The 18,488-nt window shown below is 36.6% G+C and carries 18 protein-coding genes; 5 read left to right on the top strand and 13 right to left on the bottom strand.

Features of this window, described 5'->3' with window-relative positions; translation table 11 throughout:
• The first annotated feature begins 48 nt into the window (after positions 1 to 48).
• From ACAM30_RS21400 to ACAM30_RS21380, 5 genes are all read left to right on the top strand, one after another.
• Positions 49 to 3,066 carry a SusC/RagA family TonB-linked outer membrane protein gene (locus tag ACAM30_RS21400; RefSeq protein WP_369616539.1) on the top strand — a complete coding sequence of 1,006 codons (3,018 nt, stop codon included), beginning with the start codon at positions 49 to 51 and terminating at the stop codon, positions 3,064 to 3,066.
• 25 nt (positions 3,067 to 3,091) lie between these two features.
• Positions 3,092 to 4,597: a RagB/SusD family nutrient uptake outer membrane protein gene (locus ACAM30_RS21395; protein WP_369616538.1), complete on the top strand. Its 1,506-nt coding sequence runs from the start codon at positions 3,092 to 3,094 to the stop codon at positions 4,595 to 4,597.
• 337 nt (positions 4,598 to 4,934) lie between these two features.
• The gene (locus ACAM30_RS21390) at positions 4,935 to 6,179 is read left to right on the top strand and encodes a glycoside hydrolase family 71/99-like protein (RefSeq protein WP_369616537.1); all 1,245 of its coding nucleotides are present in this window, start codon (positions 4,935 to 4,937) and stop codon (positions 6,177 to 6,179) included.
• A 25-nt stretch (positions 6,180 to 6,204) separates the two neighbouring features.
• Positions 6,205 to 8,223 carry a glycoside hydrolase family 97 protein gene (locus tag ACAM30_RS21385; RefSeq protein ID WP_369616536.1) on the top strand — a complete coding sequence of 673 codons (2,019 nt, stop codon included), beginning with the start codon at positions 6,205 to 6,207 and terminating at the stop codon, positions 8,221 to 8,223.
• 364 nt (positions 8,224 to 8,587) lie between these two features.
• Positions 8,588 to 9,757, top strand: coding sequence for a hypothetical protein (locus tag ACAM30_RS21380; RefSeq protein ID WP_369616535.1), 1,170 nt, complete (start codon positions 8,588 to 8,590; stop codon positions 9,755 to 9,757).
• Between the two features lie 24 nt (positions 9,758 to 9,781).
• On the opposite strand, the gene ACAM30_RS21375 is transcribed toward ACAM30_RS21380, so the two are convergent.
• The 13 genes from ACAM30_RS21375 to ACAM30_RS21315 all read right to left on the bottom strand — a co-directional run bounded on the left by ACAM30_RS21375 (position 9,782) and on the right by ACAM30_RS21315 (position 18,048).
• A complete protein-coding gene (locus tag ACAM30_RS21375) occupies positions 9,782 to 10,216 on the bottom strand; it encodes a DUF6526 family protein (RefSeq protein ID WP_369616534.1) in 435 nt (144 codons plus the stop codon).
• Positions 10,217 to 10,333: 117 nt separating this feature from the next.
• Entirely contained in the window at positions 10,334 to 10,849 is a 516-nt protein-coding gene (locus tag ACAM30_RS21370; RefSeq protein WP_369616533.1) for a DNA-deoxyinosine glycosylase, read from the bottom strand.
• Between the two features lie 133 nt (positions 10,850 to 10,982).
• On the bottom strand, positions 10,983 to 11,810 hold the full coding sequence (locus tag ACAM30_RS21365; RefSeq protein WP_369616532.1) for an MlaD family protein: 828 nt from the start codon (positions 11,808 to 11,810) through the stop codon (positions 10,983 to 10,985).
• A 22-nt stretch (positions 11,811 to 11,832) separates the two neighbouring features.
• Entirely contained in the window at positions 11,833 to 12,612 is a 780-nt protein-coding gene (locus ACAM30_RS21360; RefSeq protein ID WP_369616531.1) for an ABC transporter ATP-binding protein, read from the bottom strand.
• A gap of 2 nt (positions 12,613 to 12,614) precedes the next feature.
• A complete protein-coding gene (locus ACAM30_RS21355) occupies positions 12,615 to 13,373 on the bottom strand; it encodes an MlaE family ABC transporter permease (RefSeq protein ID WP_369616530.1) in 759 nt (252 codons plus the stop codon).
• 253 nt (positions 13,374 to 13,626) lie between these two features.
• Entirely contained in the window at positions 13,627 to 14,100 is a 474-nt protein-coding gene (locus ACAM30_RS21350) for a DUF1440 domain-containing protein (protein WP_369616529.1), read from the bottom strand.
• 4 nt (positions 14,101 to 14,104) lie between these two features.
• The gene (locus ACAM30_RS21345) at positions 14,105 to 14,608 is read right to left on the bottom strand and encodes a DinB family protein (RefSeq protein ID WP_369616528.1); all 504 of its coding nucleotides are present in this window, start codon (positions 14,606 to 14,608) and stop codon (positions 14,105 to 14,107) included.
• Positions 14,609 to 14,618: 10 nt separating this feature from the next.
• Positions 14,619 to 14,999, bottom strand: a complete 381-nt coding sequence (locus ACAM30_RS21340) for a VOC family protein (protein ID WP_369616527.1) — start codon at positions 14,997 to 14,999, stop codon at positions 14,619 to 14,621.
• Between the two features lie 89 nt (positions 15,000 to 15,088).
• The gene (locus ACAM30_RS21335) at positions 15,089 to 15,301 is read right to left on the bottom strand and encodes a hypothetical protein (RefSeq protein WP_017495574.1); all 213 of its coding nucleotides are present in this window, start codon (positions 15,299 to 15,301) and stop codon (positions 15,089 to 15,091) included.
• Between the two features lie 9 nt (positions 15,302 to 15,310).
• Complete coding sequence (locus ACAM30_RS21330; RefSeq protein ID WP_202703995.1) at positions 15,311 to 15,691, bottom strand: DoxX family protein; 381 nt, start codon at positions 15,689 to 15,691, stop codon at positions 15,311 to 15,313.
• A 235-nt stretch (positions 15,692 to 15,926) separates the two neighbouring features.
• Positions 15,927 to 16,673, bottom strand: coding sequence for a GNAT family N-acetyltransferase (locus ACAM30_RS21325; protein WP_369616526.1), 747 nt, complete (start codon positions 16,671 to 16,673; stop codon positions 15,927 to 15,929).
• Positions 16,674 to 16,745: 72 nt separating this feature from the next.
• Positions 16,746 to 17,351, bottom strand: a complete 606-nt coding sequence (locus ACAM30_RS21320; RefSeq protein WP_369616525.1) for a Crp/Fnr family transcriptional regulator — start codon at positions 17,349 to 17,351, stop codon at positions 16,746 to 16,748.
• A gap of 244 nt (positions 17,352 to 17,595) precedes the next feature.
• Positions 17,596 to 18,048 (bottom strand): hypothetical protein, encoded by a 453-nt coding sequence (locus ACAM30_RS21315; protein WP_369616524.1) that lies wholly within the window; start codon positions 18,046 to 18,048, stop codon positions 17,596 to 17,598.
• Positions 18,049 to 18,488 lie beyond the last annotated feature (440 nt).

Genomic DNA, 18,488 nt, shown 5'->3' with positions numbered 1-18,488 from the left:
GATTGTGCAAATTACATTGGATCTATAAAAAATAATAAATCGCTAAATATGAATAGTAAAAATAAAAAAACGGTCCTGCATCAGATGTGGACTGATAAAACTCTGGTATTCATGATTTTCATGCTTTTCGTTTCGGCAGGAATTTTTGCTCAGGAAAAGAAGCAGATATCAGGTACTGTTTACGACAATGCGGGTGTTGTAGTGCCCGGAGCTTCGGTAATCGAGGTGGGAACAAAAAATGCGACCACAACTGACTTCGACGGAAAATTTACCTTGACGGTAGCCACAGGAGGTTCAATAGAAGTTTCTTTCATCGGATCAACAACTCAGAAAGTTCAAATTACAGCCGCAAGCAAAAATATTAGTGTTCATCTGCAAAACGACGGTTATCAGCTGGCTGAGGTTCAGGTAGTTTCTGTGGGATACGGAACTCAGAAAAAATCAGATTTAACCGGAGCTGTTTCGAGTGTAAAAGCCGATGATTTAGTAAAAGGAACCATTTCTTCGACCGAACAGGTTTTGCAGGGAAAAGTGGCAGGACTTAATATTATTCGTCCTTCCGGAGATCCTGCTGCAGGTTCAACGATACGTTTGCGTGGAGGAACTTCATTAACCGCAAGTAATAGTCCGTTAATTGTTGTTGACGGAATTGCGGGAGTGGATATCAATGTGGTTCAGCCATCCGATATCAAATCAGTAGACGTGTTAAAAGATGCTTCGGCAACCGCCATATACGGTTCAAGAGGAGCAAACGGAGTCATCATGATTACAACAAAATCCGGAACAAAAGGAGTTTCGATAGTTTATAACGGACTATCAAGTATCGGTTATGTAGCAGATAATCTCGATCTTTTATCAGCAAATCAATGGAGAGCTTATGTGCGTTCAACCGGAAATAAAGATGCTGTTGATTATGGAGGAAATACCAACTGGCAGAAAGCCGTACAACAAACCGCTATTTCACAGTCGCACACCTTGACAATTAATTCCGGTAAAGCCGACAGCGGTTTCAGAACATCACTTTCTTATCTGAACAATGAAGGTGTTATTAAAACCAGCGGATTGCAAAGATTAAGCGGAAACGTCAATGCCTATCAATATCTTGGAGACAATAAAGATGTGAAATTTGATATGGGTTTATTTGCTAATGTCGACAAATGGCATCCGCTAGATTACAGAATCTTTGAACGTACTTATAATTTGAACCCAACCATTCCGGTTTATGATGCCAACGGAGAATTCTCGGCAGTTTCCGGAAATATTTACCAAAACCCGGTCGAAATTTTAACCAACAGAACGGCAAATAATGAAAGACACAGGTTGTTAGGATATTTTAAAACGGAAGTGAAGTTTTTAAATGATTTTACCGCCGTAGGGAACATTTCATACGAACATAATGCTGTAAAAGGGAATCTTTATAAACCCAGTTACGCCGTTATGGAAGGAATTACCGAAGGAGGATTTGGGCAAAAAACGTATGCGGAATACGCAAATGCACAAGGAGAATTTTATCTGAATTACAACAAAGTAATTGACAAACACAATATTAGCGCGCTGGCGGGGTATTCTTATTTAGAGAATATTTACGAAGGTTTTGGAGCACAACGTAGTGGATTTGTAACAGATGCTTTTAGTTACAATAATCTTGGTGCAGGTTACAATTACCGTTTAGGAGATGTCTATTCGTATAAAGGGAAATCGAATTTAGTATCGTTTTATGCCCGTGCTAATTATTCGTACGACGGAAAATATTTGCTTACCGGAACAGTGAGAAGAGACGGTTCGAGCCGTTTTGGAGAAAACAACAAATGGGGAGTTTTTCCATCCGGATCTGTGGCGTGGAAAATTTCGAGCGAAGAATTTATGAGCACTACAAAAGGCTGGCTGGATAACTTAAAATTAAGAGTAGGTTATGGAGTTACAGGAAATCAGGACGGAATTGGGGAGTACAAGTCCCTTTCTATTTTAGGAGTTGGAAACGATAGTTATTATGATCCGGTTACCGGAACATGGAGCTTGGCATATTCTCCAAAACAAAACCCAAATCCTGACTTGAAATGGGAGTCAACCAAACAATTGAATGTTGGGCTGGATTTCAGCTTGTTCAACAGAATTACGGGTTCATTCGAGTATTATGCTAAAAACACTAACGATTTATTATACACTTACGAAGTGCCGCAACCGCCTTATTTAGTGGGAACGATGCTGGCAAATGTTGGAGAAATGTCTAATAAAGGAGTGGAACTTACTCTAAATGCAGATATCGTAAAAGGTGATAAGTTCAATTGGAATGCAAATTTAACTTTAGGCCACAACGTTCAGAAAATCGAAAAACTATCGAACCCAACTTATAAAACAGACGTTATCTACAGCGGATCATTGCATGGTTTAGCCGGTATGTCAGGACAATACTCTCAAATTATTGCTGAGGGATATCCGGTTGGAACTTTCTGGGGATTCAAAAATGCCGGTTTAGATGCCAACGGAAAAATTCAGTACTACAATGCGGCAGGACAGGTAGTAGCAGAAAATGCTTTAGTAGATGCCGATAAAACAGCTTTAGGAAATATTCAGCCGGATCTGACTTTAGGTATCGGAATGAATTTTACTTACAGAAATTTTGATCTTGGAGTTTCAGGTTACGGAATGTTTGGTCAAAAAGCATTAAATGCCACCAACATGATGCTAAATGATCCAAACAGACTGCCAACATTCAATGTTCCGGATGCTTTTTTAGGAAGCGGAATTACTTCGGCTCCAAAGTATTCTGATTACTGGATAGAAGATGCTTCGTTCTTCAGACTTCAAACGTTGACTTTTGGTTATACACTTCCTCTGAAATTCAAAAAATCTAAGCTTAGAATGTATGTAATGGGAGAAAATCTGTTTGTAATCACAGGGTATAAAGGTGTAGATCCTGAGATTGGTTTAAATGCTCAGGACGGAATCAATCAAACCGGAGTAATGGATCAGACCGGATTAGCAGCTCCTGGAATTGACCGATACAACAATTATCCACGACCGACAACGATTTCTGTTGGATTAAATTTTACGCTGAATAATTAAGCGAATTAACTCAAAAATATAAAAAATGAAAGTCAAAATAACAGCAGCATTAGTAGTAAGCATGCTTTTTACGATATCATGTACCAATCTGAATGAAGAGTTATATGATAAAGTGGAAGACGGAAAATTTGGGAACACCTCAAAGGAAGTCGATGCATTAGTGGGCGGAGCGTATTCTTCTTTGAGAGGATTTGCAGATAATATTTCAAATAATTATCCTACCAGCGAGTATGTATTTTTCCTGAACGAAACGGTTTCTGATGAAGCTACAATTCCTACCAGAGGAACCAACTGGTACGATGGCGGACAATATCAGGATGCGCAAAGACATACCTGGAAGGCAGACAACCGTATGATTCTTTCGGCCTGGCGTTACAATTACACCGGAATCGCGAAAATCAATGCGATTATTTATCAAATCGATAAATCGTCTTTGTCAAGTGCGGCCAAAGCTCCAATCTATGCCGAGTTAAAAGCACTTAGAGCTTACTATTACTATAATCTTTTGGACTTATTTGGTAATGTACCAATTGTAACCAATTTTGAAGATACTTCTTTGCCAACAAATTCTACGAGAAAACAAGTGTACGATTTTGTGGAGAAAGAATTGTTGGATGCGGTCCCTTATTTAACAGCCAACATTGTTTATTCAAAATTGACAAAAAATGTAGCCTATTCATTATTGGCGAGATTGTATTTAAATTCAGAAGTATTCACCGGAACAGCCCGTTGGCAGGATTGTATCAACATGTGTCAGAAAGTAACCGGATATACATTAGCACCTGATTTCTTTACCAATTTTGCCACACAGAATCAAACATCACCGGAGATAATTTTTGCCATTCCTTACGATCAGAAAGCAGGAACTGTTGGAAATTATATGAATTCGATGTCTTGTCATTACCTGCATAAACTGACCATTTCTGCATCAGGAAACGATTTTCCGTGGAGTGCAAACGGAATGTGTGCACAGCCGGGAGTATATTCTGCATTTGCAGATACAGACAAAAGAAAGAAATGTATGGTTGCCGGAGATCAGATTAATGTGGCAACAGGACAGGTTATTGTTATGGATAATGGTGAACCTTTAACCTATACTGAAGAAGTGACAAGTGTGGCCAATGCCAAAGAAAATCAGGGAGTTCGTTTAGGAAAATACGAAATGAAAGCAGGAGAACAATGGGAACGTGACCATGATTTTGTTTTGATTCGTTATGCCGAAATTTTAATGATGCAAGCCGAATGTTATGTTCGTTTAGGATCTTCAGCTTTGGCAAAACCATTTGTACAGCAAGTTGTAACACGCGCTGGCGAAGAGATGCCGGCAACTATCGATCTTCATTTTATCGATCAGGAATTATTGAAGGAATTTACTTTTGAAGGAAGGAGAAGAACGGACAATATTCGTTTTGGAACTTTCTTTTTGCCATGGTGGGAGAAAGGGGCCACAGAAAAGTACAGAGGTATTTTTCCAATTCCAAGTACCGTTCTGACAACAAATAAAAACCTGGTACAGAATCCCGGGTATTAGGTTGTTTACTGTCAGTCTTCCATGTTGGTTAGTCGTGGAAGGCTGACATATTTTAAAAAGAATATTGGAATGGCTTTGTTTTTTAGCCACAGAGTAATGGATTTTCACAGATTATAGTTAATCCGTTAGATGTAATTATTTTTAAACACATAGAAACATAGATTTTAGATTCTCAAAAAAGGCATTTCACTTATTTTAAACACACAGAGACTACTGTGTGTAAGAAACCTGTTTTTTTTGTACGCTTTTACAAATATATCCCGATGCATCGGGACTATGTGTTAGATATTTTTTTTAATTATATCCAACGGGTTAACAAATAATAAAAATAAATAATATGAAAAGATACATAACCTTATTGTTTGTTGTAATCCTGAATGTTTTAATCGCTCTAGGATGTAGTAGTGATAATAAAGGTTCGGATAAACCAATAGAGTCTGAAATACTCGCACCGGTTGCGATTGAAAAAACAAACAGCACTAAAATTTACGTTCATTACATGCCCTGGTTTGAAACCAACGAAAGCAGTACCGATAAAAAATGGGGGTATCACTGGACAATGGCCAATAAAAATCCAAACAATATTGGAGCAAATAATCGCAGAGAAATTGCATCGTACTATTATCCCCTAATTGGTCCCTATCATTCAGGAGATAAAAGTGTGATCGAGAATCATTTGCTATTGATGAAATATTCAGGAATTGATGGTGTTTTGATCGATTGGTACGGTACGTATGATGTGAATGATTATAGAATGGTAAAAGAAAATACAGAACAGCTTATTGAAATGCTCGATAAAGCAGGTTTAGAATATGCTATTGTATATGAAGACAGAGTTACGACAAACGTAGTAAATTCAGGAAAAGCAATCTCGGTGACAAGCGCTGCCAAAACAGATTTAGCGTATCTGCAAACCAATTATTTTAAGGATGCCAATTACATCAAAGTAAACGGAAAGCCTTTGCTGCTGAATTTTGGACCAATTGTATTACAGACTCCGGCAGAATGGACCAATGTTTTTAACAGTTTAACTGTGAAACCTACTTTCCTGACCCTTTGGGATCAATCAGTTGAGGCAGGTGACAATGCTTCGGGTGAATATGCCTGGGTTTACAAAAACAGTACGTACCTGACTAATTTTTATACGAACACTAAACCGAAACTTTCTGTAGCAATGGGGAGTGCTTATCCCGGTTTTAAAGATTTTTATGCCGAAGGCGGCGGTGGAGCTGCCATTGGATGGACGATCGATCATAACAATGGAGCCATGTTGGACGAAACACTTTCACTGGCAAAAAATGCAAACCTAAGCTACCTTCAACTGATTACCTGGAATGACTTTGGAGAAGGAACAATGCTTGAGCCTACCGTAGAATTCGGATACACCTTTATCGAAAAAGTAAAAACATTTGCCGGAGTAAAAAATACCGAATCTTTTTTTCCTGATATCAGTAAATTATATAATCTAAGAATCGAAAAGAAAGGCAATGCCGATATCCAGAAAAAGCTGGATCTGGCTTTTAATTATTTTGTATCCATGCAGCCTGCAAAAGCAAAACAGTTAATAAACGAAATAAAATAAGAGTTGTAATCAATACAATCAAATAATGAAAAATATAAAATACAGATATTGCCTGATGGCGTTAACCACAATTTTGCTCTATGCTTGCGGTACCCAAAAAACATACAAAATAAGTTCTCCGGAAAAACATATCGAATTGGTTTTTGAATTAACTCCATCCGGTCAGCCACAATACAGTTTTACTTCTGATAAGAAATCTGTGATTGAACCTTCTTTAATGGGTTTTGAATTTCAGGGAATTCAAAAAATGACCGATGGTTTTGAAGTCGTTTCTACCGAAGAAAAAACCTCAGATGAAACCTGGGAGCAGCCTTGGGGAGAATTCAAAAAAATCCGTGATCATCACAACGAATTAATTGTTCACCTAAAAGAGTCAAAAGGAGAAGAACGTCTTGTAGATATCATTTTCAGAGTTTTTGATGATGGTGTAGGATTCAGATATTCATTTCCAAAACAGCCCAATTTGGGTAAGGTGAAGATTTCGAACGAGATTACACAATTTACTTTTAAATCGGATAATGACGTTTGGTGGATTCCGGTACACAGAGAAAACAGCTATTACGAAAGTGAATATCGTAAGACACCCATCAGTAAAACTGATACCATTAATACGCCGGCAACTTTTGAAACAAAAGAAAAATTGTTTGTTGCCATTCATGAAGCAAACTTAACAGATTTTGCTTCGATGACACTTTTAAAAACGGGTGATAAACAATACAAAAGTGATTTAGTGCCGTGGGCAGATGGCGTAAAAGTGTATGCCGAAGCTCCTTTTCAAACACCTTGGAGAACCATTGTAGTTGGAAAAACGGCAGGTGAAATGGCTGCTTCTACCATTATGTTAAACCTGAACGAACCATCAAAAATTGAAGACCTTTCTTGGATAAGACCTTCAAAATATATTGGGATCTGGTGGGGAATGCATTTAGAAAAATTCACTTGGGGACAAGGACCAAAACATGGTGCAACAATCAAAAATACGAAAGAATATATCGATTTTGCAGCAAAAAACAGTTTTGACGGAGTTCTGGTAGAAGGCTGGAACGAGGGCTGGGATGGAGACTGGACTGCAGACGGAAGTGCCTTTAGTTTTGTAAAAGCTTACCCGGATTTTAATTTAGAAGAAATTACAAAATATGCCGCCATCAAAAATGTTCGTTTAATTGGCCATCACGAAACTGCCGGAGCAACAAAACATTACGAAAGCCAGTTGGAAGATGCATTTAAACTGTACCAAAAAATGGGAGTCAATTCTGTTAAAACAGGCTATGTAAATAAATATCTGGACAAAAAAGAATGGCACGACAGTCAATATGGAGCACGTCATTACAGAAAAGTGATAGAAACAGCAGCCAAATATCATATTATGATCGACAATCACGAGCCAATGAAAGGAACAGGTTTGCAACGTACCTATCCCAACTTCATGTCTCAGGAAGGAGGCCGTGGTCAGGAATATAACGCGTGGTCGGTAGACGGAGGAAATACGCCACAGCACTTGACAACTTTACCGTTTACAAGAATGCTTTCCGGACCTTTTGATTACACACCCGGAATCTTCAATTTTGATTACAAAACACCATCCGGTGCGAGAGTACAGACAACATTAGCCAATCAACTGGCATTGTATGTCATTATTTTCAGTCCGTTACAGATGGCGGCAGATTTGCCTGAAAATTATGTCAACAAACCTGAGTTTCAATTCGTAAAAGACGTACCCTGTACGTGGTCAGATACAAAGGTTTTAGATTCAAAAATTGGAGAGTATACCACAATTGTCCGTAAAGACTGGGAAGAGAAAAATTGGTACTTAGGTTCTATTACCAACAAAGTACCCAGGACATTAAAAGTTAGTTTAACCTTTCTGGACGAAGACAAAGAATACGAAGCAGAAATTTACGCAGATGGAGCAGGAGCAGATTACAAAACAAATCCATATCCAGTGACCATTTCAAAACAAAAAGTAAATAATAAAACGACAATGAATATCAAATTGGCAGCTGGCGGAGGAGCAGCTATAAAATTTACTCCAATTGAGAAATAAACCTTCGTTTATTTTGAGTTTAGTATGAGCAGAATAAACCCGGTATCTTTCAGAAGACGTCGGGTTTGTTTGTTTTATCTTTTTGATAGGATATTAGAAAAAAACAGAAAGAATAATTATTGATAAAATTTTAACCTTTACAGTTAACGAAAAATAATCATCCAATTTAATTTTGTTTGTAGTGAATGTGTTTGATTATCAGTTATGTGTGTCGTTTTTTGCTTTGAATTTGTATCAGTTTTTGTGGTATGGGAACCTGAAAAAAAGGCTAATTCTGATTTGGAGAATTTCCTTCAGGAAGGTTTGAAAATATCATTTTTAAATCAGATTGGCTATATTTGAGAGTAAATTCTCAAAATAAAAAATGGAAAAAAAATTAACGCAATTCTTTGTAAAGTCTTTTTTGGTACTGCTGTTCATTCATTTAGGGTATTTTTTATATGGTTTTTTTACCTTTAAAGGAATGGCTAATATCAATTCCTACTTTGAATTTTACAGATTCAAATTTTACGATGATGTTTCCATTTCCCATTTTTTCATCAGCGGTTTGTTTTTATTTTTCTTCCTGATATTTTTGATTAAAAATCATTCCCGATACGCTTATTCTCTGACCAGTCTGCTTAAAACGGGTTTTGTATTACTCCTGATTTGTTTCCTGAGTTTTTCCTTTTTTATCAGTTATAGTTTTGGACAAAATGCTAAATTAAGGAGCGAACTCTCTGAAGCTAATTTCAATAAAGACAAAGCGTTACTGAATGTTTTAAATCCGTTTTTATACAATTATACTTCTTACAGTTCTGAAAAATTGTTTAATCCGGTTAATATCCTGTATCCAAAACCCTATCCAGTCACGGAGGTAGTGGACAGTGTTTTAATAGCAAACGGTTATTACAACACAGAGAGCAGGTATTACAGCATAGATACCGTGAAAGTGCTGACAACCGATTTAGATAAAGTCTCGACCGTAGCCAGTAAGGTTCTGGACGAAATTGGTTTAGATAAAAAGGAACTTTTAGAGAGAATTATAACCAAAAAGGTGATTAAAGACAGTACAGAGATCATATTCAGAGGCGTTGAGGTTCGACCAGAATACGATGATAGCATTTGTATTTTTCTCGAAAATAAATCCTTGTTTAAAGCTGTAGACGGAATAGCAGCAGAAAAACAACAGTACAATGCCGCTGTACAACGTTATAAATTGCTGTACAAATACAGAAAAGACTCGTTGCAGTTGAATTTTCAGAAGCTGGATACTCTTTTGAAGAAGTATAAAGTTGAGAGTAGTATTGTTCCCAAACAACTTGCCGCAGATGCATTTTACTTTAGAGAACATCGCGATGAGGTATTGAATACGATTCGAAACAGCTTTGACCGAAAAGCGCTGATGGAGAAATTTACTACTTTTGACAAGCTGTTTTACGAACCCAACTATTTACATCCGTCAATTATTGGGATGTATTTTGGGGTGATTGTAAGCGTTTGGTTGGTTCTTTTTTTAGTGTACATTTTGTTTAATCGCAGAACTAAAAGTTAGAGAAACTTTAGTCTTTTATCGTTTTTACACCCTGTTATAATCGGCTCTCCAGTGTACGATGGCTTTTTTTATAGCGTCTCCGCTGAGGTTATTTTTAAGAGCATCTTCCAAAAGCGGCAGGATTTCGTTATCAGGAGCAAATCTCAAAGCAAAAATCTGATCATCCGTTAGTTTGTACTCAAATTCTTCAAGCCTTTTTCCGGTAAGACTGAAATAACGATAGCGAAGTTCCAGCCTCACGATTCGGTTTTGAAGCGTCAGGGCGTAATGCTGGCGAAGCATATAGGCAAGAAAAAACAGAAATAGAAAACAAACACTTATAAAAGACCAAATAAGGGCATTTTCCGTAGTACAGGCAAAATAAATACTGCAGCCTAAGAATAGTGCTAAAACCGGATAATAAACAAAATGATGCGGGGTATAAAACCGAACATGATTGTAGTAAGTTTGAATTTTCATAAGGATATCGTTTTGGTTTCCGATTAAGCAACAAAGCTACTCCTGAAGAGAATAGCTTATTCAAAGAAAAAATAACGCAATCAATGTTTTTTACAACTTAAATGTATTAATTTTTTTTTAATCTGTGTGAGATGACGACGTATTATTATGATGCGGAGAAACAGAGATTTTCCACTCCTGAAGTTTAGATTCATAACTTTTACCCGCATTTGCCGGACTTGTTGAGGGTAATGTGATCAAACGATAGTTTTTTTTCAGCTGGACATATTTTTTAAAGAATGCCGCTGCCTTTTGTCCGTTAAAAAGAATGGTTGTGATATTGGGATGCTGTTCTAAAAAGGATTCAAAATCGTTAGGGATTTCATTTTTAATAGCACTGTCTAAACTTCCTATTCTTTCGCAATACTGTAACACATCCCATACCGCAATGTTATTTTTTTGCAGCAAAGTTTTTCGGGCTTCATAATCAGTGGAAAGATCTTCCTTCAAAATTGCAAACATAAATTTCCAGAAATTATTCTGATTGTGACCGTAATATTGATTCAATTCCAATGATTTGGTTCCGGGCATAGTACCCAAAATCAGAATAACAGCATCTTTGCTGGATAGGGGCGGGAAAGAAAAACTTTTCATGAATTACTTTTTTTGTAAAGCAGTAAGGTAAAGATTTTACAAATTATTTTTAAAGCGTTTCATTAAAACTTTGATACCAAATTAATTTGGATGACAGCTTGTGTTTTGCTTTTCCATTTTCCTTGAAGTTTGTCTAAGGTTTATCCTTTCCGGAGGATGCTTTTTTAGCGTCTTCTTCTTTTTGTTTCTCCTGTTTTTGTTTTTCTTCTTTGGCTTTTTCCTCTTTTTCTTTATTGATTTTTTCCTGTTGTTCTTCTTTTTTCTCTTTAGCTTCCTCTTTTTGTTTTTCCTTTTCCTTCTCTTTTTTCCTGAAATAGCCTCTCAACAAAAAGTTATTTTTGGCCGCTTCCATATTATCACTAAAACCTTTGGTACCGCTTTCCAGATTCGAAAGGGTATTCGAAACACTATTGGCCATTTTATCATCGCGGACTAATCTTGCCAGGGCTCCGTTTCCGTTGTTCATGCTATGGCTAAAAGTCGCAAGTTCATCAGAAATAACCCCAACATTATCGACACTTTTTTTGACACTTTTCATGATGTCCTGCATTTCAATTCCGTCAATCGAAGCAATGGCTCCGTTGTTTTCGATTATTTTTTGTGACTTTGTACCGGGAGAAATAGTGAGAACTTTGTCACCCATCAATCCGTCAGAACCAATGCTGGCACGAGCGTCTGTTTTGATGAATTTTCGAACATCGTCTTTAATCACCATTGAAACCACAACAGACGAGTCATTTATTAATCTGATTTCTTCCACAGTGCCAATGTTAATTCCTGAAAAGCGCACATTGTTGCCCACTTCCAGACCGCTTACCGTTTTAAATCGGGAGCTGATGTGAAATGTGGAACCAAAGATATTTTTTTGTTTCCCTATAAAGTAAATTGCCATTATAAAAAGTAACAATCCAATTGCTACAAACATTCCTAATTTCCAGGTATATCCAGATTGTTTATCCATGATTTCTACAATTTATTTTGTTTTATTTGAAAAAAGAGCGCACCCATTCGTCCTCGTCTTTTTCCAGTTCTTCGTAAGTCCCTTCGGCATGTATTACACCATCTTTTAAAACCATAATTCGGTCGGCTGTGAGTTTTGCGCAAGCCATATCGTGAGTAATAATGATGGAAGTTGTTTTACGCTTGTGTTTGATATCGAGAATTAATTCGCTGATCTCTCGCGAGGTTATGGTATCTAATCCCGTTGTCGGTTCGTCGTACAGGATAATCTCCGGTTTTAAGATTAATGTTCTGGCCAGACCGATTCTTTTTTGCATTCCGCCTGATAGTTCCGAAGGCATTTTATCGATGGCATCCCCCAAACCAACATTATCTAAAGCTTCCATGACTTCAGTTTCGACTTCTTCAGGTGTTAGGTTGTGTTTGTGTTTTTGTAAAGTGAAAGCCAGATTTTCACGCACCGACATGGAGTCGTACAGCGCACCACTCTGAAATAAAAAGCCAATTCGAACCCTGATCTGATTTAGCTCCGTTTTCTTCAGATTTAAGACATTTTCGTTAAATACTTTTATTTCGCCCTGATCCGGTGTTATTAAACCCGCAATACATTTTATGGTCACCGATTTTCCCGAACCGGAACGCCCAAGGATCACTAAATCTTCTCCTTTATTCACCGTTAGATTTATACCTTGCAGAACAGTATTGTCTGTACCAAAAGTTTTGTGCAAATCCCTGATCTCGATGATTGGAGTTTTGCTTTTTGCTTTAGTTTTGAGTGTTGTATTTCCTTCTTCCTTAATCATCTTTAAAAGAATAAATCGGTTATTTGAACAGCAATCATATCAAGAATAAAAATGGTCAGCGAGGCTGTTACTACAGCTGAATTTGCTGCTTTTCCCACACTTTCAGTTCCATTAGAAGCATTAAATCCCTTAAAACATCCAATCATTCCGATAAAGAATCCGAAGAAGAACGTCTTAATCGTGGCAGGAATCAAATCCAGATATTCCAGTGATTGTAGAATTTGAGTCAGATAGCGATAAAAATTAACATCACCGTGGATATTAATTCCAACAAAACCACCAACAATACCCACAGCATCTGCAAAAAGGACTAAAATGGGAACCATTAAGGTACAGGCCAAAATTCGGGTTACGACCAAATAGTTGTATGGATTGATTGCCGAAACTTCCATCGCATCAATTTGTTCGGTTACCTTCATCGATCCTAATTCGGCACCAATTCCCGAGGATATTTTTCCGGCACAAATTAAGGCAGTAATTACGGGAGCAATTTCTCTTATTAAGGAAAGGGCTACCATTCCGGGCAACCAGGATTCCGCTCCAAAATTAACCAGTGTAGGACGGGATTGAAGGGTGAGTACTAATCCCATAATAAAACCGGTTATGGCAACTAAAGGCAATGATTTATATCCAATTACATAACATTGTTTTATAAACTCTTTAGCCTCATAAGGAGGAACAAAAACTTCCTTAAAAAACTGCTTTGCAAACAAAGTTGCATTTCCTATTTCGGTGAAAGTATTTTTTAGAGTGAGTATCAAAATAATAGTTTTTTAGTATTAAATCGAAAACGAAACAATGTAAATCTTAAAAGACAGTTTTGGTCTTTATTTACGATAGATTAAAGTTACTTGACAACTAAAGAAGAAATCTTACATAACTTTTTTTGAAGTTTATATAATTAGCATTGGTTCAATGAAATAAATATGTAAAGCTCACGTTATGTGAGGTTTGTAAAATAAAAAATCCCTTTGCGAAAAGGGATTCTGTGGATTTATGGTTTCAGTTTTGCCGTTAAGACTGTGACTGTAAACTGTAATATTTTCTGGCGATGTAAGCGATTGGAAGCCCAATGCAAAACATCAAAATTACGATGGATAGGACTAAAGGGAAATCGAAATGTTTTTCGGGAAGTCCGGGGAAAGCAATAGGCAGAACAATTAAATTCATGATGATCCAGACAAAAATTCCATAAAGGAATCCCGAAACAATTGTATTTTTTTTCAGAAATGGAAGAAAGGGATAGATAGTAAAATAAAACCAGGCAAAGGTGAGTGCAATGAAGTAATGTAATCCAAGACCACAGAAAGCCATTAACGAACCTCCATTATAAGCTTCTTTTCTAAAAACACCACTTGCAATGGATTGCAGAATTTTTACGGCAGGTGTTTTTTGAAGGATAAAAGCATAAATTGTAATAGCTGCAATGATGTCAAATGTTCCGGCAACAAGTCCGGCGTATAAAATGGTTTTGGTTTTAGAGCTCATAAAGTTATTTTACAATGTTATAAATATTTTTTAATTGATTTAAATGCCTTTTGGCGTGCATAACACAAAAGCTTAGCAACTCGTAGATGGTTAAATTCCCTACACCCGGTATTTCAAAATTCATACAGGTGAGGGTTAAATCATAATTTTCGGCAATAGGAAGCATTTCACTTTCAATCCTTTTTAGACTGGAAAGCAAGTCGGTTTTATCGTATTCGCGGTCTTCAGGATAGATAAAGTCCGGTGAATTATACTTGCTGCTGAAATCGAGAAAAATGGAGGTGAGTACAGGAATCTTGTCATCGTAGTTTCCGGGCAGTTTTTGGGTATCTGAATCACAAACCTGACGCAGACCTGATGTTGATTTAATAATATGACGTGTAACCTGTCCGGCAGTCCAGCTTCCTTCAAAAGGAACCTGATTGATTTCAGCCGTTGTAAAAAGAGAAAGAGTATCGTAAAATTCTCCGAAAGTAGTGGTGATTTCTTTTTTTAATTCGGTTTTCATAATTCTTTTTTTATTCGATTACGGTGGTGATCCACCAGACATTTCCAAAAGGATCGGAAACACCGCAAGTCCTGCCGTAATCTTTGTTACTTAGTTCCATTACACTTGTGGCTCCATTTTCTAATGCTTTTTTATATGTTTCGTCCACATTGGGTACATATACAAATAAATTGGCAGTTTGTCTGGACCAGTCTTTGATCACGTCTGTAACCATAAGCGTGCTTCCGTTGAGCATGATTTCGGCATGCATAACCGTTCCGTCTTCGCGTAGTACATTATTATTGGAAGAATTGTTTGCCTCAAAAACTTTTTGGGTAAATACAATAAATTGTGATGCGCCATTTAAAATCAAATAAGGCATGATGGTCTGATGTCCGGAGGGTAAGTTCATTTGGTTAGATTTGAAGGTTGATAGTGTCTCAAATTTACAAATTTTATCAATAAAACTTTACAAATCAGATATTTGTTGTTTTTTGCGATTCACAGAAGAACTTCACAATGATAGCCATAGGAATCAAGAAGTTCTATTATTCTTTGATTTGAAATTGAAGGTGCATGAACGCGCAAAATCCGATCACAATCCTCTAAATCAAAATTAATATGACTGTTTGGAAAATGCTCAAGAAGTTTCCCCACAATCAATAGCGATTGCTCGACTTCCTGAACATTTGTTTTATAAACTTCTATCATCATTTGGAGAGGTTATAAAGCGATGTTTTTATAACGTTCTATTTTGTGATAATAAACGTAAGAGATCGCCAGAATTACTAAAAAGATTAAAGGAAAGAAGGCCTGGAAATTGATACCGTCTACGGCAGCATGACTTATGGAAGCAAATATAAAGTCGAAGCCAAAACCGGCATAAGCCCATTCCTTTATGTTTTTTGGAATAGAAGGAATCACCAGCACTAAAACACCAAGAATTTTAAAGACAACTAAGGCATTTCCGAAATACTCAGGATAACCCAAATGCCTGATTCCTTCTTTTGCTAATTCAGTTTGTGAAGTTAAGGCCGGCATAACGCCTTCGAATAAAAAGATAATAGTAGTAGTGATCCAAAAGATAATTTTTGCTTTTTTCATGGGATAGTTTTTAAAAGGTTGTTAATTAATTCATTACAAACTTACAATTCTTATCTTTTGAAGGGACTACACATTTACGACTATTTTAGGGGCATTTGGGACAGAGTGGAAGATTTTAGATTTTAGATTTTAGAGCCAAGAGTCAAGAGAATAGATTTTGAAATTTGACTCTTGGCTCTTTCTTCTTTTACTCTTGAAACCTGAAACTTGAAATCTGAAACCTGGAGTTTAGAATTTAAGATTCGGAATTTATTTGTAAAACATAATTCTTAATCACAAACAAATCTTCAAAACCCAATCGTGTATAAATATCTTTTCCCATGGCAGAAGCTTGTAATTGCGCATAATCAGCATTTAGGTCGATAGAAAGATTTAATGCATACTTCATGATTTCTTCAGCAAAACCTTTTCTGCGCATTTCGGGAATTACTCCCAAACCATGAATTCCAATTGTATTTTGAGTCTGAAACAGCATAAACGTTCCGATTGGTTGATTGTCTAAGGAAACCAAATAGAAATGAACGTTATTGTAATTCTGAATAAGGATTTCTTTGCTAATCACATAACCAAAAGCATGAGGATACAGATCGGCCCATATTTTGGCATCCTGCTCAGTGACAACTCTTTTAAAACTCAGATGGTTTTGCAGCGTAAATTTCTCATCTAATTTTAAAGCCATGGCAACTTGTTCCGTTTTTAGTGTGAAACCGTTTGCCTCCAACAGCTCATTTGATTTTGTTTCGTAGATATCCCAGTATGGAAAAGATACGGTTGGATTGGCTTTTATGATTTTGCTTATTTCGATAACGTCATTTTTCGAAATGTCTTTTCGGGTCCAGAGTTTATTGGGCCAGCCTGAGTTTTCGATTTTAGTATGTTCCAAAAGATCATTCGTATGATAAGCCAGGAAAGGAGCAGTAACGGTTTTCCACAAACCAGTAAGGTTGTTTATATTGTCTTCGATTAAGTTTATATTTTTCATTTGAATATTATTTATAAGAATACAAGACAAAGTTACCGCAGACTTTTAGGAGAAACCTTTACATATGTTGATTTACAAATCTTTTTCGAGATTTTTTCGAATACGGCTGAGTTGAGTAGGGGTAATGCCCAAATGCGACGCGATGTGAAGCAACGGAATGCGGTCTGCAATATCCGGATGTTTGGATAAAAGCTGTAGGTATCTTTCGGTTGCATTTTGCATGACTAAAGCAATTTCGCGCTGTTCTTTTTCGATTACCCAGTTTTTTTCCAGATAGGCAATGTAATAATTTTTGAGATCGTCGTTCTGATCAATGAGTGCTCTGTATTTTTTGTAGTTAAGTTGAATCAGAATAGAATCTTCGAGTGCTTCTATGGTAAAGTGAGAAGCCGTTTGCTGCAATAACGAAGCTTTTGAACCGGCAAAATCACCTGCAAGAAAAATGTTTTTGTTATAGAGGTTACCTGCTGCATCGGTTATAAAGGCTCGTAAAGCACCTTTGATTATAAAATGCATTTCTTTTGCAATTTGTCCGTTTTGGAGTAAAATGTCTCCTTTTTTAATAGACTGAAATTCAGCAATACCTTCAATTAACTGCCAGGAGCTTTCTGAAATAGGAGCGTAGCTTTCGAATTTTATCTTTAAATCGTTAAGGTATTGAGGTGATTCGATTGTCATTTTATAGAAGTTTTGCAGATCAAAAATAAAGAAATATTACGGATTATAGGGTACGCAGATGGCACGGATTCGCTATCGCGAAGACGCGGATTTTCACAGATTTTTTTCTTCTTCTTTTTGCCATTTTGGGGAATGAGGAGCGACTATTGTGAGAAAAAAAACCGCTAAAAAACGTAAAAGTTATTTAGCGGTTTAATTGGAAAAGATTTTAACAGTTTTAGTGTAAATTCTTTTATTTCAGAGTTTAATCGGCATAGTGATAAATACTTTTTTTAATGGTATCTTTTATTTTTTCGAGCGTTACTTCAGTCAAACCGCCTTCATAATTCATACTAACAAGGATTTTGTCTTTAGAGATTTTATAATCAACAGAGATTAATCCATTTTTATTTACCGATACAGATTTGCTTTCGTTCGGGATTGTACTTAAAAAATAAGCAGATTCTTCAACCTCTTTATTTTGGATAATATTTTGATAGACCTGGGCAAGATCCGTACCTTTTAAAATACATTCTCTTCCGGAACCCATTTCTACTTCAATATCCTTGCAGTCTTCTTTTTTCTCTTGTGTTTCTTTTTTTACAGTAGAATTTGTTTTTACCGGTTCTTTTACCGCTTTTGTTTCTTTCTCTGAATTGTTTTCTTTACAGTTTGTAAATAGTAATGCCAAAATTGCAATGCATGCTATTCTTCTCATGAGTTTTAATATATTGATTAAGAGGATAATTTTGCTTTTTTATTAGTATTGGATGTGATATCCATTGTCTCAAGCCATTTTTTAAAGACTTGTTAATATCAAAAGTAAGAAATATTACGGATTATAGGGTACGCGGATAACGCGGATTCACTATCGCGAAGACACGGATTTTCACAGATTTTTTTTCACAGTGATTATTCGCAATCTTTATACACAATCTTGTTATCCTGACGAAGGAAGGATCACACAAACAACTCCGAATAGTATGTCGCCAATCTTTGTCGAGTTTCATACGAAGATTTCTCCTTCGTCGAAATGACAAAAGTGAGAGTAAAAAAATCGTCTTAATCCGCGTTTCCGCAAAGCGGACCCGCGTCATCTGCGTGCCATAAAAAAACGCCATGAAACCAAAGTCTCACAGCGTTCTCCTCTCAAAAAAT

Origin of the sequence: Flavobacterium sp. CFS9 (genome assembly GCF_041154745.1) — a bacterium.
Lineage (GTDB): Bacteria > Bacteroidota > Bacteroidia > Flavobacteriales > Flavobacteriaceae > Flavobacterium.
Note: the sequence above shows the minus strand (reverse complement) of the source record. Positions and strands in the feature narration are given on the sequence as shown.

Excerpts from the sequence above, each read along its gene's own strand:
- ACAM30_RS21400 (WP_369616539.1), top strand. The coding sequence starts at position 49 with ATGAATAGTAAAAATAAAAAAACGGTCCTGCATCAGATGTGGACTGAT.
- ACAM30_RS21395 (WP_369616538.1), top strand. The coding sequence starts at position 3,092 with ATGAAAGTCAAAATAACAGCAGCATTAGTAGTAAGCATGCTTTTTACG.
- ACAM30_RS21390 (WP_369616537.1), top strand. The coding sequence starts at position 4,935 with ATGAAAAGATACATAACCTTATTGTTTGTTGTAATCCTGAATGTTTTA.
- ACAM30_RS21385 (WP_369616536.1), top strand. The coding sequence starts at position 6,205 with ATGAAAAATATAAAATACAGATATTGCCTGATGGCGTTAACCACAATT.
- ACAM30_RS21380 (WP_369616535.1), top strand. The coding sequence starts at position 8,588 with ATGGAAAAAAAATTAACGCAATTCTTTGTAAAGTCTTTTTTGGTACTG.
- ACAM30_RS21375 (WP_369616534.1), bottom strand. The coding sequence starts at position 10,216 with ATGAAAATTCAAACTTACTACAATCATGTTCGGTTTTATACCCCGCAT.
- ACAM30_RS21370 (WP_369616533.1), bottom strand. The coding sequence starts at position 10,849 with ATGAAAAGTTTTTCTTTCCCGCCCCTATCCAGCAAAGATGCTGTTATT.
- ACAM30_RS21365 (WP_369616532.1), bottom strand. The coding sequence starts at position 11,810 with ATGGATAAACAATCTGGATATACCTGGAAATTAGGAATGTTTGTAGCA.
- ACAM30_RS21360 (WP_369616531.1), bottom strand. The coding sequence starts at position 12,612 with ATGATTAAGGAAGAAGGAAATACAACACTCAAAACTAAAGCAAAAAGC.
- ACAM30_RS21350 (WP_369616529.1), bottom strand. The coding sequence starts at position 14,100 with ATGAGCTCTAAAACCAAAACCATTTTATACGCCGGACTTGTTGCCGGA.
- ACAM30_RS21345 (WP_369616528.1), bottom strand. The coding sequence starts at position 14,608 with ATGAAAACCGAATTAAAAAAAGAAATCACCACTACTTTCGGAGAATTT.
- ACAM30_RS21340 (WP_369616527.1), bottom strand. The coding sequence starts at position 14,999 with ATGAACTTACCCTCCGGACATCAGACCATCATGCCTTATTTGATTTTA.
- ACAM30_RS21335 (WP_017495574.1), bottom strand. The coding sequence starts at position 15,301 with ATGATGATAGAAGTTTATAAAACAAATGTTCAGGAAGTCGAGCAATCG.
- ACAM30_RS21330 (WP_202703995.1), bottom strand. The coding sequence starts at position 15,691 with ATGAAAAAAGCAAAAATTATCTTTTGGATCACTACTACTATTATCTTT.
- ACAM30_RS21325 (WP_369616526.1), bottom strand. The coding sequence starts at position 16,673 with ATGAAAAATATAAACTTAATCGAAGACAATATAAACAACCTTACTGGT.
- ACAM30_RS21320 (WP_369616525.1), bottom strand. The coding sequence starts at position 17,351 with ATGACAATCGAATCACCTCAATACCTTAACGATTTAAAGATAAAATTC.
- ACAM30_RS21315 (WP_369616524.1), bottom strand. The coding sequence starts at position 18,048 with ATGAGAAGAATAGCATGCATTGCAATTTTGGCATTACTATTTACAAAC.